Source organism: Pectobacterium sp. IFB5596 (assembly GCF_021432585.1).
Lineage (GTDB): Bacteria > Pseudomonadota > Gammaproteobacteria > Enterobacterales > Enterobacteriaceae > Pectobacterium > Pectobacterium punjabense.
Genome location: NZ_LXFY01000012.1, coordinates 111,819 through 125,528, shown reverse-complemented (window position 1 = coordinate 125,528; position 13,710 = coordinate 111,819). Strand labels below are relative to the sequence as shown.

The following is a 13,710-nucleotide window of genomic DNA, read 5'->3' as shown; positions in this document are numbered from 1 at the left end:
CCCGTCAGTCCTTAAGCCAGATTCAGCCCGGTCAGTAACATATCAATGAGCTTGATACCGAGGAACGGCACCAGCAGCCCGCCAAGACCATAAATCCACAGATTGCGGCTTAGCTGTGCCGCCGCGCTCATGGGGCGATAGCTAATCCCTTTGAGCGCCAGCGGGATCAGAAAGACAATAATCAACGCATTGAAGATGACTGCCGAGAGCATGGCCGAGGTAGGGGAGTGCAACTGCATCACGTTTAGCGCATTGAGCTGCGGATAGGTCGCAGCAAAAGCGGCCGGGATAATGGCGAAATATTTCGCCACGTCGTTGGCGATACTGAACGTCGTCAGCGAACCTCGCGTCATCAGCATCTGCTTGCCGATATGCACCACTTCGATCAGCTTGGTTGGGTTGGAATCCAGATCGACCATGTTGCCCGCTTCTTTCGCTGCCTGCGTACCGGAATTCATGGCAACGGCCACGTCTGCCTGCGCCAGTGCGGGCGCATCGTTAGTGCCATCGCCAGTCATCGCCACCAGCCGACCTTCGGCTTGATATTGGCGAATCAACGCCAGCTTGGTTTCCGGTGTGGCTTCCGCCAGAAAATCATCAACGCCCGCTTCTGCGGCAATAGCCGCCGCCGTGAGCGGGTTGTCGCCGGTGATCATCACGGTTTTGATCCCCATATTGCGTAGCTCGGCGAAACGCGCCTTAATGCCGCTTTTCACGATATCTTTCAGTTCCACCACGCCAAGCACGCGTTTGCCTTCCGCAACGACCAGCGGCGTTCCTCCGCTGCGTGCCACATTGGATACCGCTTCTTCGACCTGATGCGGGAAATCGCCGTTGTTTGCTTCAATGTAGCGGCGCAGAGCATCGACGGCACCTTTACGAATGGTGCGCTGACCGAAATTGACACCGCTCATACGTGTTTGCGCCGTAAAGGGAACAAAAGTGGCGTCCAGCGAGGTGAGATCCTGATCTGCCAAATTAAAGCGCTGCTTTGCCAGCACCACGATGCTGCGCCCTTCGGGCGTTTCATCGGCTAAGGAAGCGAGGCGTGCGGCATCAGCCAGCGCTTGCTCAGTGACGCCCGGCGCAGGCAGGAAGGCGGAAGCCTGACGGTTACCGAGTGTAATGGTGCCGGTTTTATCCAGCAGCAGAACATCGATATCGCCCGCCGCTTCAACTGCCCGCCCGCTGGTGGCAATCACGTTAGCCCCTAACATCCGGCTCATCCCCGCCACGCCGATTGCTGATAGCAGGCCGCCGATGGTAGTTGGGATCAAGCAGACGAGCAGGGCGACAAGCACCGTCACACCGACGACATCACCGCTGTGATTCGCCTGCACGCCGAACCAGGAAAACGGGTAGAGCGTGGCGGTGACCAACAGGAAGATGAGCGTAAGTTCGATCAACAAAATAGTCAGCGCGATTTCGTTCGGCGTTTTTCGACGCTGTGCACCTTCGACCATGGCGATCATTCGATCGAGAAACGTTTCGCCGGGGTTGACGCTACACTGAATCACCAGCCAGTCGGACAGCACGCGCGTACCGCCAGTGACGGAAGCGAAATCGCCGCCGGACTCGCGGATGACGGGGGCAGATTCCCCGGTAATAGCGCTTTCATCGACGGACGCGCCGCCTTCCAGTACTTCACCGTCGCACGGGATGGTTTCCCCCGCGCTTACCAGCACGATATCGCCTTTACGCAGGCTGTCGGCCGGAACCGATTCCGAACTGGCATCGTGATTCGGTGCAGAGAGTTTGTTCGCCCAACTGGTTTTTTTTACACCTTTCAGCGCATTAGCCTGTGCTTTGCTGCGACCTTCCGCCAGCGCTTCGGCCATGTTGGCAAACAGCACGGTAAACCATAGCCAGAGTGACACCAGCCCGGTAAACACGGCATTGCCTTCCGCTTTGCCTGCCAGAATAACTAACCAGACGAGGGTTGTCAGCAGACTACCGAGGTACACCACAAACATGACTGGATTACGCCATTGCACGCGTGGGTCGAGTTTCTTCAGCGCCTCTTTCAGTGCCGAACGGATTAACGAGCTGTCAAACAGCGTTTGCTGTTTACGTTTGCCAACGTGGCGGGAGACCTCACCCTGTTGTAATGAGGTGGGTTCCGGTGTTGCCTGATGATTCATCGTGTGACGAGTCATAAAAAGTCTCCAGCCTTAGTGAGTCAGGCCGAACTGTAAATGTTCAGCAACTGGCCCTAACGCCAGTGCAGGGATAAATGTCAGCGCACCAATCAGTAGAACGATGGCGATGAGCATGCCGATAAACAGCGGACTACGGGTAGACAGTGAACCTTTGCTTTCCGGCTGGCGCTTTTTCACCACCAGCGAACCGGCGATAGCCAGCACGGGGATCATGACGGCAAAGCGGCCCAGCAGCATGGCGACAGCGAGCAGAACGTTGTAGAACGGCGTGTTGACGCTCAGGCCAGCAAACGCGCTGCCGTTGTTGTTCGCGGCGGAGGACACTGCATAGAGCACTTCGCTAAAGCCGTGCGCGCCGGGGTTCAGAATGCCGCTGCGCCCAGCTTCCGTACTCAGTGCCAGCGCCGTGCCGATCAGCACCAGCGCAGGAGGAATCAGAATCGCCAGTGCCGTCATCTTCATCTCGTAGACTTCGATTTTTTTACCCAGATATTCCGGCGAGCGGCCAATCATCAGGCCGGCAATAAAGACGGTCAGAAGCACGAACAGCAGCATGCCGTACAGCCCTGAGCCGACGCCGCCGAACACGACTTCGCCAATTTGCATCAACCACATAGGAACCATGCCGCCGAGCGCGGTGAAGGAGTCGTGCATGGCGTTCACTGCACCTGTCGACGTCGCCGTGGTGACAACGGCATACAGGCTGGACGTCAGAATGCCAAAGCGTGTCTCCTTGCCTTCCAGATTCGCACTGCTATCCGCGCCTAATGCCAGCAGATGGGGATTACCGGTGACCTCCATCTTCATCACTACGGCTGCCGCGACGATAAAGATTAGCCCCATGGCCCACAGCAGTGCATGGCCCTGACGGTTGTCGCTGACGGCTTTACCAAAGGCGAAGCACAGTGCAGTAGGAATCAGCAGGATCGCCAGCATTTGCACGATGTTGCTCAGCGCGGTCGGATTTTCAAATGGGTGAGCCGAGTTGGCACCAAAGAAGCCGCCGCCGTTGGTGCCGAGCAGTTTAATCGCTTCCTGTGAGGCAACGGGCCCCATCGGCAGCGTTTGGGGTGTGCCGTCCAGCGTGGTTAAGTGCTGATAAGGCAGTAAGTTTTGCAGCACGCCCTGGCTAACAAAAAACAGCGCCAGCAGCAGGGACAGCGGCAGCAGCACGTACAGCGTGATGCGAAACAGATCGAGCCACGCGTTGCCCAGCGTGTCGACGCAGCGACGGGAAAACGCGCGGATTAACGCGAAGGCCACGGCGATGCCGCTCGCGGCAGACAGGAAGTTTTGTACCGTTAGGCCAACCATCTGGCTCAGGTAGCTCAGCGTGTTTTCACCGCTGTAAGCCTGCCAGTTGGTGTTGGTGACAAAGCTGACTGCCGTGTTTAACGCCAAATGCCACGACAGACCCGGCATATTTTCTGGGTTAAGCGGCAGGTAGCCCTGCGCCATTAGCAGCACGAACAGGACGATAATACCGATCAGATTAAGAGTTAGAATAGCCGCCGCATACTGCTGCCAGCGCATCTCCGTTGTATCTAAGGCAAGGAAACGTGCCGCCCCCGTTTCGAATTTTTGCAGGAGCGTCCCTGTTTCGCCCTCAATCAGATGAGCCAGCCCGCGACCCAACGGCTGAGCGACGATCAGCACTGTGAGCAGCAGACCGAAGATCAGTAAAAAAGCGTCAGCGGCCATCAGAATTCCTCCGCCTTCAATAAGGCATAAACCAGATAGACCAGTAACAGCAGCACGAGTAGGCCGCCTAAGACGATGCTAAGCGTCACAACACACCTCCAGAACAAAATAGACAGCGTCAGAGTAGGAAAACGCAGGAAAAGAAGGTGCAAATTTCCCATCTGCGAGCGTAAAAAAAGTATAAAAATGGGATGAAAAGTAGGCGGCGGAGAGGTGAGTGGCGTTACGGGGTTAACAAAATCGTCTGCGGCGAGAAAAGGGAATTAAGCGGAGGGAGTAAAGTGATCCAATTTAAAACCACAAATTAACCAATGGTGAATTTATTTTTAACGTTATTGTAACCTAATAACGTGATGGCGAAAAAATTGGCGATTATTTCATCTTTTACTGGTCAGATGAGTAGTAAACTTTCAGGAAAGGCGGTAAAATTTTAACCAATATCACAGTTCTTATTTTATCGTTATGAAAAGCGCCGCTGAACAAGGGTGCTTATCCCAGAGGAGGATCGTTATGTCGCTTTATACTACTTATCCCTTGCACCGTATTCTCCTGCGTCGCGCCGCTGTGGTTGCTATCGGCGTGTTGGCATTACCGGTGATGCTGTTCCGTCGCGATCGGGCACGTTTTTACAGCTATTTACACCGTGTCTGGCTGAAAACCAGCGATAAACCCGTATGGATGGCGCAGTCTGAAGCGGCTGCCTGCGATTTTTATTAAGGCTAGTGTGTAAGATCTGTCGTGTTTATCTGCTGTATACCTAAAATGGGAATGGCAGATAAACACGAAAAATGAACGGCATTTTATTGATGGGGTATCGGTTAAGCGATCCTCCGATGCTGTCTGCCCCTTTCCTTTCCCGCCAGCTATCCCATTATCCCTTTCCAATCTTATGATTTATTACTTTATTCTTTGCTGTGACTGCACTGAATCGCGGTGAAATCCGCTATGCTGGTCAGAGGGTTTGCAGAATGCCAACGCACATACAGCTTGAACTATGACGGGTATAAGGATAAATCATGACGCTCGAACTCATCCCTGTTGGTATCAGCGCCTGCCTGCTCGGTAATCCCGTGCGGTTTGATGGTGGACACAAGCGCTTGACGTTTGCTGCTGAACAATTGGCACCTTATTTTCGTTTTGAGCCGGTCTGCCCGGAAATGGCAATTGGTTTACCGGTGCCGCGTCCGGCACTCAGGCTGGTGCGCGAAGGGGAAAGCCACATCACACTACGCGCCAGCAATGGCTCACCGCTGGATGTCACCCAGCAGATGACGGTGTTTTCTGCTGACAAAGTCAGTCAACTTCAGCATTTATGCGGTTATATCGTCTGCGCGAAATCGCCAAGCTGTGGCATGGAGCGCGTGAAGGTTTACGATGAAGCGCAAAAGGATGCGCGTAAAAGCGGAATAGGCCTGTTTACGCAGGAGTTGATGCGGCAAATGCCTTGGCTGCCGGTTGAGGAAGATGGGCGTCTGCAAGATCCCGGCTTGCGGGAAAATTTCATTGAGCGCGTTTATGCGCTGCACGAACTGAATCAGCTATGGCAAAACGGGCTGAGCCGTGGTGCGCTTATTGCCTTTCATAGCCGCTATAAATTACTGCTGTTGGCGCACTCTCAGCCGGAATATCGCGAGCTGGGGCCATTTGTTGCGGGAATCGATAAGTGGGAATCGCTGGAAGACTATATTGTTGAATACCGAATGCGGTTGATGAAGCTGCTATCAACCCCTGCGACGCGACGTAACCACACCAATGTGCTGATGCATGTTCAGGGCTACTTCCGACGCCAGCTAAATTCTCAACAGCGACAGGAACTGGCGCAGCTTATCGATCGCTATCGACAGGGTTTGCAGCCGCTATTGGCACCGATCACATTGCTAAAACATTACATGGCGGAATACCCCGATGCGTATCTGGCTCAGCAGCGTTACTTTGAGCCGTACCCGGAAGCATTGCGCCTGCGTTATGGACACTAATTTGATCGCCTGAGGAGTTTCATGACCACGCCTGTCGTTACACATGTTGTCTGGCTGCGCAATGATCTGCGCGTTACCGATAATCTGGCGCTGTATGCGGCCTGTCAGAATCCGAATGCGACCGTGCTGGCGGTATTCATCGCGACGCCTGCGCAGTGGAAGCAGCATGATATGGCACCGCGTCAGGCGGCTTTTCTGCTAGAGAACCTGACGTTGGTACAGCATGCGCTAGCCGAGAAAGGCATCCCGTTGCATTACCACGAATGTGCTGATTTTGCGGCGTCGGTTGATTGGCTAGTGCAGTTTTGTGCGCAGCAGCAGGCCTCCGATCTTTTTTACAATTATCAGTATGAAATCAACGAGCGCCTACGTGATAAGCAGGTGAAAGCGCGACTGGCGGAGAGCGTGGTTTGCCATGGCTACCATGACAGCCTGTTGCTGCCGCCGGGAAGCGTGCTGACGGGCAACGGCGAGATGTATAAAGTATTTACGCCATTTCGTCAGGCTTTTATCAAACGCTTGCTGGAGGCGGATACCACGTGTGTACCGGCACCGGATGTTCGCGGTGAACCGATCAATCACACGGTGGCACTGGTGCCGTTCAGCTATCCACAGTGTGAGGTGGATAACGATGATTTCCCCTGTGGCGAACGTGCTGCTTTGCAACAATTACGCCGTTTTTGCCGAGAGCAGGTACAGGATTACGACCAACAGCGGGATTTCCCCGCGCAGCCAGGCACCAGTAAACTGTCGCCGTATCTGGCACTTGGAATGGTATCGCCGCGCCAATGTTTTAACCGCCTGCGCACTGAGTGCCCAGAGATGCTGGAACGGCGTGAAGGCGGAGCATTTACCTGGTTTAACGAGCTAGTCTGGCGTGAATTTTACCGTCACCTGATCGTCTCCTGGCCGCAGTTGTGTAAACACCGTCCATTTACTGCGTGGACGCAGTGGGTGAAATGGCGGGAATCGCCGGAGGATTTAGCGGCCTGGCAACAGGGGAAAACTGGCTATCCGATTGTAGACGCCGCGATGCGTCAACTGAATGAAACGGGGTGGATGCATAATCGATTGCGTATGATCTGCGCCAGCTTTCTCGTCAAAGATTTACTGATCGATTGGCGTGAAGGCGAGCGCTACTTTATGTCGCAACTGCTGGATGGCGATCTGGCGGCGAATAACGGCGGCTGGCAGTGGGCTGCCTCGACCGGCACCGATGCGGCACCTTATTTTCGTATTTTTAATCCGACAACGCAGGGCGAGCGTTTTGATCCCGACGGTCGGTTTATTCGTCACTGGCTACCCGAATTGGCCGCCGTGCCGGATAAAGACATTCATCAGCCCCATCGCTGGGCCGACAAACAACATTTTAAGCTGAGCTATCCGCTGCCCATCGTCGACCACAAAACCGCCCGTCAGGATACGTTGGCGGCATTTGAAGCGGCAAAAAATACCGGTATGGCGAATAACGATCGAGAAGAGAAGAGTAAGTATGCGTAATACGGAATTGGAAAGGGTCATTAACGAGAAGCTGAGTACCGCGGCGTTTCAGGATTACTCGCCTAATGGTTTACAGGTTGAGGGACGTGCCGAAATCAAACGCATTGTGACGGGCGTAACGGCCTCACAGGCGCTGTTGGATGCGGCGGTAGAAAAGCAGGCCGATGCGATTCTGGTTCACCACGGCTATTTTTGGAAAAACGAACCGCAAATAGTCTGTGGCATGAAGCGTAACCGACTGAAAACGCTGCTGCTCAATGATATCAACCTATACGGCTATCATCTGCCGCTGGATGCACACCCGGAATTGGGGAATAACGCACAGTTGGCTGCGCTGCTTGAGATTCAGGTGCAGGGCATGATCGAACCGCTGGTGCCGTATGGCGAGCTGGTGCAGCCCATGACAGCAGAGGCATTTTGCCGTCGCGTAGAAAAGCGGCTGGGGCGCACCGTGCTGCATTGTGGGGATAATGCACCGCAACAGATACAGCGTGTGGCCTGGTGTACCGGTGGCGGCCAAGGGTTTATTGAACAAGCGGCCCGGTTCGGCGTTGATGCCTTTATTACTGGTGAAGTGTCTGAGCAAACCATCCATATTGCTCGCGAGATGGGGCTGCACTTCTTCGCTGCCGGACACCACGCTACCGAGCGCGGCGGCATTCGTGCGTTGGGCGAATGGTTGGCGACGCAACATGGTTTTGATGTGACATTTATTGATATTCCTAACCCGGCCTGATGGGCTGAAAATATCGGTATCGCACAGGAATGATGGCGTATTTTTGATGTTGGCATCGTTGTTGCTTCGCTATTGAGAAGAAAACAGAACAGTAAGCAGTGCTAATCATTTAGCCATGTTCACCATGATGGATAAAACGTGATTCAGGAGGAAAGATTGCAACGAGCACGGTGTTACCTTCTGGGCGAGAGGGCTGTTGTTCTGGAACTGGAACCGCCTATGTCTCTGGAGAGCCAGCAGCGAATATGGGGGCTTGCCGAGCGCTTGAATCACCATGAAGAGGTGCTGGAAGCGATCCCGGGCATGAACAATCTGACGGTGCTGTTGGCACATCCGCAACAGATGGCGCTGGATGCGATTGAGCGTTTACAGCGCTGGTGGGAGGAGAGTGAGTCGCTAGTGTTTGACCCGCGCGACATCGACATTCCCGTTGTTTATGGTGGAGAAGCGGGGCCGGATCTGACAGAAGTTGCCGCTTACAGTGGCCTGTCGGCGAGCCAGGTTGTGGAAGCGCATGCGGCTGCACAGTACGTGGTCTACTTTTTGGGCTTCCAGCCGGGCTTTGCCTACCTCGGTGGGTTAAATGAGAAATTGCATATGCCGCGTCGCGCCGAGCCGCGCCTGAGTGTGCCCGCTGGATCGGTTGGGATTGGCGGTGCGCAAACGGGGATTTATCCGCTGGCGACACCGGGTGGTTGGCAATTAATTGGCCGCACCTCATTGAAGCTGTTCAACCCGCAAACGATGCCGCCAACGCTGTTGCGCCCTGGGGATAACGTTCGGTTTCTGCCACAGAAGGAGGGCGTATGCTGAAAGTTATCCATGCCGGATTGCATACGTCAGTGCAAGACGGCGGTCGCGTCGGTTTTCGTCGTTTGGGCATCAGCCAGTCAGGTGCACTCGATCTGCCTGCTCTGCAAATGGCTAACCTGCTGGTGGGCAACGCGGAGAATGCGGCCGCGCTGGAAATTACGCTGGGCAAGTTTACCGCAACATTCACCACCGCCTGCTGGGTGGCGCTGACCGGTGCGGATTGCCATGCCGACCTCGATGGCAAGCCGCTCTGGACAGGCTGGCGCTTCGCCGTGAAGCCGGGGCAAACGTTGAAAATGCGCCTGCCGCGTAATGGAATGCGCAGCTATCTGGCTCTGTCTGGTGGTGTTGATGTGCCGGAGGCACTGGGTTCGCGCAGTACCGATTTGAAAGCTGGTTTTGGGGGCTTTGACGGACGCTTGCTGATGGATGGCGATGAACTTCCGCTGGGAACGCCGATTCGTGAATTGACGCGAGAAGTGGGTATTAAGCAGTTGTTATTCAGCAACCGTGTGCGGGCATTACCGGGGCCTGAATATCAGGAGTTCAGCGAAGAGATGCAGGAGTTGTTCTGGCGCACCTCCTGGCAGTTGAGCCCGCAAAGTAACCGCATGGGATATCGTTTGGTGGGGGCTGAGCTACAGCGCACTACGTCATCAGGTAATAAACCGCGCGAGCTACCTTCACATGGGTTGCTGCCGGGCGTCGTGCAGGTTCCCCACAATGGTCATCCTATTGTCCTGCTGGCGGATGCGCAGACCACCGGCGGTTACCCGCGTATTGCGAGTGTGATTGAAGCGGATTTATTCCATTTGGCGCAAATCCGGCTCGGTGAACCGATACATTTTATTCACTGTACGCCCGCTCAGGCGCAAAAAGCCGCAGAAGAACAGCGGCGTTACCTCGAACAATTGGCGTGGAGGCTGCATGATTATTGATCTAAATGCTGATTTGGGCGAGGGCGGTGAGAACGATGAAGCGCTACTGAAGTTGGTGACATCGGCCAATATTGCCTGTGGATTTCACGCCGGTGATGCACAGACCATGCGCCAGTCAGTACGCTGGGGGATGGGCTATGGGGTCGCGCTTGGCGCTCACCCAAGTTTTCTCGATCGTGAAAATTTTGGTCGCAAGGCGATGAATGTACCCGCAGAAATTGTCTTTGCGCAGATGGTCTATCAGCTTGGTGCGCTCAGCGCGATCGTTGCTGCTGAAGGGGGAATGCTGTCGCACGTAAAGCCTCACGGTATGCTTTACAATCAGGCTGCCAGCCAGCCAGGGCTAGCTGATGCGGTAGCCAAGGCGGTGAAGGTCGTCAATCCGGCATTGCGTTTGGTTGGGCTGGCGGGAAGTGAGCTAATCCGCGCTGGAAAACGACTGGGGCTAGAAACGCGTCAGGAAGTGTTCGCCGATCGCTGCTATCTGCCAGACGGGGCGCTGGTGCCACGTACTCAGGCTGGGGCATTGATTAACAGCGATGAACTGGCGCTGGCGCAGACGTTGGAAATGATTCAACGCCAGCGGGTGAGGGCGATCGACGGTTCCTGGGTGAATGTACAAGCTGATACCGTATGTATTCACGGCGATGGGCAGCATGCGCTGTTGTTTGCTCGCAAATTGCGACACTGTTTTAGCCAGCATCAGATAGCGGTTTCTGCCGCGTAATCATTATTTTTGTATGACAGGGATAACAGATGAAAACCGTTTTAATTACGGCGTTTGAACCTTTTGGGGGGGAAGCGATTAACCCTTCCTGGGAAGCGGTAAAAGTCCTTCATCAGCGCGAGGTCGGCGGTGCACGCGTGGTGGCTTGCCGTTTATCTTGCGTCTTCGACCTGTCACTGGAACAACTTTACCGTGCGATGACTGAATGGCAGCCGGAAGTGGTGATCGCGGTGGGACAGGCAGGCGGCCGTGCCGATATTACCGTCGAACGTGTGGCGATTAACATTAATGATGCTCGAATTCCTGATAACCGAGGCAACCAGCCGATTGATACGCCCGTGGTAAAAAACGGGCCAGCGGCGTATTTCTCGACGCTGCCGGTGAAAGCGCTGGTACAGGCATTACGCGTGGCGGGTATTCCCGCGGCAATATCGCAAACTGCGGGGACGTTTGTCTGCAATCACGTGATGTACGGGCTCTTACACCACCTCCATCAGCAGGGAGATGTGGTACGGGGTGGTTTTGTGCATATTCCCTATTCGCCGGAACAGGCTGCTCATCATCCCGGTGAGCCGAGTATGCCTACGTCGCTAGTCACAACGGCGCTGGAAGTGATGATCAAGCAGTCGCTGATGCAGCAGGGTGATGTGGCACTAACTGGTGGTTCATTACATTAGTCTGGTGAATTGCTCTGTCGCAGAGCGTTTGATTTTCAGGGAGTAAAGTATGCCGGAAGGACCGGAAATTCGCCGGGCGGCCGATAAGCTAGTTGAGGCAGTGGTGGGGAAAACGCTGACGCGTGTCTGGTTTGCGTTTCCAGAACTGAAGCCGTACGAAACACAATTGGTTGGGCAGCAGGTCAGGCAGATCGAAACACGGGGGAAGGCGCTGCTGACCTATTTTAGCAACGATCGGGTGCTGTATAGCCACAATCAGCTTTATGGCGTGTGGCGAGTGGTGAATGCGGGTGAGTCGCCGGAAACAAAACGAGATTTGCGCATCCGGCTGGAAACGCAGGATCGCGCTATTCTGCTTTACAGTGCATCCGATATTGAAATGCTGACGCCGGAGACGCTCTCGACACATCCTTTTCTGCAACGTATTGGCCCGGATGTGTTGGATCTGTCGCTGACGCCGGAACAGGTCTGTGAGCGTTTGTTGCTACCGCGTTTTCGTCGTCGCCAGTTCAGTGGGCTGTTGTTGGATCAGGCTTTTCTCGCGGGGTTGGGAAATTATCTGCGCGTTGAGATTCTCTGGCAGGCCCGACTGGCACCTCAACATACGGCGTCGCAGCTGAATGAAGAACAGTTGCAGACACTGAGTCGAGCGCTGCTAGATATTCCCCGGCTGTCCTACAACACGCGCGGCACCGTTGATGAAAACCACCATCATGGTGCAATTTTCTCGTTCAAGGTTTTCCATCGTGAAGGGGAAAGCTGTGAGCGCTGCGGTGGAACCATTGAAAGAACGATGCTGTCATCGCGCCCGTTTTATTGGTGCCCGCACTGCCAGAGGTAGTAGAAGTAAGAGAAATTCGGTTCTGAAACAACAAAGGCCGGATAGCCCGGCCTTATTGCACATGCTGAATGGATTAATCGTGTTTCAGGTTGGACGAGAAGTCACGTTTGTCGTAGCCGGTGTACAGCTGACGTGGACGGGCAATTTTGATGCCGTCGTCGTGCATTTCGTTCCAGTGCGCAATCCAGCCTACAGTACGCGCCATCGCGAAGATAACGGTAAACATGGAAGACGGAATACCCATCGCTTTCAAGATGATACCGGAGTAGAAGTCCACGTTCGGGTACAGTTTCTTCTCAATGAAGTACGGGTCGTTCAGCGCGATGTTTTCCAGTTCCATCGCCACTTCCAGCAGATCGTCTTTTCTGCCCAATTCTTTCAGCACTTCATGGCAGGTTTCACGCATGACGGTGGCGCGCGGATCGTGGTTTTTGTACACACGGTGACCGAAGCCCATCAGGCGGAAGGAGTCGTTCTTATCTTTTGCACGTTCGATAAACGCCGGGATGTGTTCCACACTGCTGATTTCCTCCAGCATACGCAGACAGGCTTCGTTCGCGCCGCCGTGTGCAGGTCCCCACAGCGAGGCGATCCCCGCGGCGATACAGGCAAATGGGTTTGCACCGGACGAACCCGCCGTACGCACGGTCGAGGTTGAAGCGTTTTGTTCGTGATCGGCATGCAGGATAAGAATGCGATCCATGGCGCGTTCCAGCACCGGGTTCACAACATATTCTTCACAAGGGGTGGAGAACATCATGTGCAGGAAATTACCCGCGTAGGACAGGTTGTTTTTCGGATAAACAAACGGCTGACCCAGAGAATATTTATAGCACATCGCAGCGACGGTCGGCATTTTCGACAGCAGGCGATAGGCCGCGATTTCGCGGTGACGCTCGATATTAATGTCGAGAGAATCGTGGTAAAACGCCGCCAGTGCGCCGGTGACACCGCATAAAACGGCCATTGGATGTGAATCACGACGGAAACCGTGGAACAGACGGGTAATCTGCTCATGGATCATGGTGTGACGCGTTACCGTTGTCTTGAAAGTCTCATATTGTTCGACCGTTGGGACTTCACCGAACAACAGGATATAACAAACTTCAAGATAATTAGATTTTTCAGCTAGTTGGGCAATCGGGAAGCCACGGTGGAGCAGGATGCCTTCGTCGCCGTCGATATAGGTAATTTTTGATTCGCAAGATGCGGTAGAGGTAAAGCCTGGGTCAAATGTGAAGTAACCTTTGGAACCGAGGGGACGAATATCAATCTCATCATATCCTAGCGTACCAGATAGGACATTTAGCTCAATCGGTTCTTTACCTTCTAGGGTAAGTGTTGCTTTTTTATCAGCCATTTACAGTCTCCTTAGCGCTTTAATTTTAAAAATTCTCACTGAAGAAATACCGTCATGCCTGTGCACCGGACGAGTAATGGCCGGTGAAACTCTGTCGTGACACAGTCGTCAAATAGGATACAGAGTAAGGCGGGTAGCCGCATTCAGGATGAAAAATTCGTTCTCCAGGCGATTAACAATTATCAGATAATTAATCACGTTCTGAATAGATTGTAGCCATTACCTATGACTTTTACGTGGACTCTCTTCACTGTTACATAAGTTACGCCAGTGTGGAAGTGT

General features: G+C 54.0%; 13 protein-coding genes. 9 read left to right on the top strand and 4 right to left on the bottom strand.

Annotated features, from left to right (window positions below):
• Positions 1 to 11: 11 nt before the first annotated feature.
• The 3 genes from kdpB to kdpF are packed head-to-tail and all read right to left on the bottom strand — an operon-like array spanning position 12 to position 3,949.
• Entirely contained in the window at positions 12 to 2,156 is a 2,145-nt protein-coding gene (gene kdpB, locus A6301_RS10355) for a potassium-transporting ATPase subunit KdpB (RefSeq protein ID WP_107168281.1), read from the bottom strand.
• A 15-nt stretch (positions 2,157 to 2,171) separates the two neighbouring features.
• Positions 2,172 to 3,860, bottom strand: coding sequence for a potassium-transporting ATPase subunit KdpA (kdpA, locus tag A6301_RS10350; protein WP_234257729.1), 1,689 nt, complete (start codon positions 3,858 to 3,860; stop codon positions 2,172 to 2,174).
• Positions 3,860 to 3,949 carry a K(+)-transporting ATPase subunit F gene (kdpF, locus tag A6301_RS10345; protein ID WP_014914657.1) on the bottom strand — a complete coding sequence of 30 codons (90 nt, stop codon included), beginning with the start codon at positions 3,947 to 3,949 and terminating at the stop codon, positions 3,860 to 3,862. Before kdpF ends, kdpA begins: the two co-directional genes overlap by 1 nt.
• A gap of 421 nt (positions 3,950 to 4,370) precedes the next feature.
• Between kdpF and A6301_RS10340 the strand changes: the two genes are divergently transcribed.
• The 9 genes from A6301_RS10340 (at position 4,371) to nei (ending at position 12,068) form a co-directional block, all read left to right on the top strand.
• A complete protein-coding gene (locus A6301_RS10340) occupies positions 4,371 to 4,577 on the top strand; it encodes a YbfA family protein (protein ID WP_010299142.1) in 207 nt (68 codons plus the stop codon).
• 299 nt (positions 4,578 to 4,876) lie between these two features.
• Positions 4,877 to 5,836: a 2-thiouracil desulfurase family protein gene (locus tag A6301_RS10335; RefSeq protein WP_107168279.1), complete on the top strand. Its 960-nt coding sequence runs from the start codon at positions 4,877 to 4,879 to the stop codon at positions 5,834 to 5,836.
• Between the two features lie 21 nt (positions 5,837 to 5,857).
• Complete coding sequence (gene phrB / locus A6301_RS10330) at positions 5,858 to 7,336, top strand: deoxyribodipyrimidine photo-lyase (protein ID WP_234257728.1); 1,479 nt, start codon at positions 5,858 to 5,860, stop codon at positions 7,334 to 7,336.
• Complete coding sequence (locus A6301_RS10325; protein ID WP_234257727.1) at positions 7,329 to 8,072, top strand: type 2 GTP cyclohydrolase I; 744 nt, start codon at positions 7,329 to 7,331, stop codon at positions 8,070 to 8,072. Before phrB ends, A6301_RS10325 begins: the two co-directional genes overlap by 8 nt.
• A 156-nt stretch (positions 8,073 to 8,228) precedes the next feature.
• Positions 8,229 to 8,885 (top strand): 5-oxoprolinase subunit PxpB, encoded by a 657-nt coding sequence (pxpB, locus tag A6301_RS10320; protein WP_107168276.1) that lies wholly within the window; start codon positions 8,229 to 8,231, stop codon positions 8,883 to 8,885.
• A complete protein-coding gene (gene pxpC, locus A6301_RS10315; RefSeq protein ID WP_234257726.1) occupies positions 8,879 to 9,823 on the top strand; it encodes a 5-oxoprolinase subunit PxpC in 945 nt (314 codons plus the stop codon). The genes pxpB and pxpC overlap by 7 nt, the downstream gene beginning before the upstream one ends.
• A complete protein-coding gene (gene pxpA / locus A6301_RS10310; protein WP_107168274.1) occupies positions 9,813 to 10,550 on the top strand; it encodes a 5-oxoprolinase subunit PxpA in 738 nt (245 codons plus the stop codon). The genes pxpC and pxpA overlap by 11 nt, the downstream gene beginning before the upstream one ends.
• A gap of 29 nt (positions 10,551 to 10,579) precedes the next feature.
• On the top strand, positions 10,580 to 11,227 hold the full coding sequence (gene pcp / locus A6301_RS10305) for a pyroglutamyl-peptidase I (protein ID WP_234257725.1): 648 nt from the start codon (positions 10,580 to 10,582) through the stop codon (positions 11,225 to 11,227).
• A gap of 49 nt (positions 11,228 to 11,276) precedes the next feature.
• The gene (gene nei / locus A6301_RS10300) at positions 11,277 to 12,068 is read left to right on the top strand and encodes an endonuclease VIII (RefSeq protein WP_234257724.1); all 792 of its coding nucleotides are present in this window, start codon (positions 11,277 to 11,279) and stop codon (positions 12,066 to 12,068) included.
• Positions 12,069 to 12,141: 73 nt separating this feature from the next.
• Here nei and A6301_RS10295 read toward each other — a convergent pair whose 3' ends face one another.
• Positions 12,142 to 13,428: a citrate synthase gene (locus A6301_RS10295; RefSeq protein ID WP_205541680.1), complete on the bottom strand. Its 1,287-nt coding sequence runs from the start codon at positions 13,426 to 13,428 to the stop codon at positions 12,142 to 12,144.
• Positions 13,429 to 13,710 lie beyond the last annotated feature (282 nt).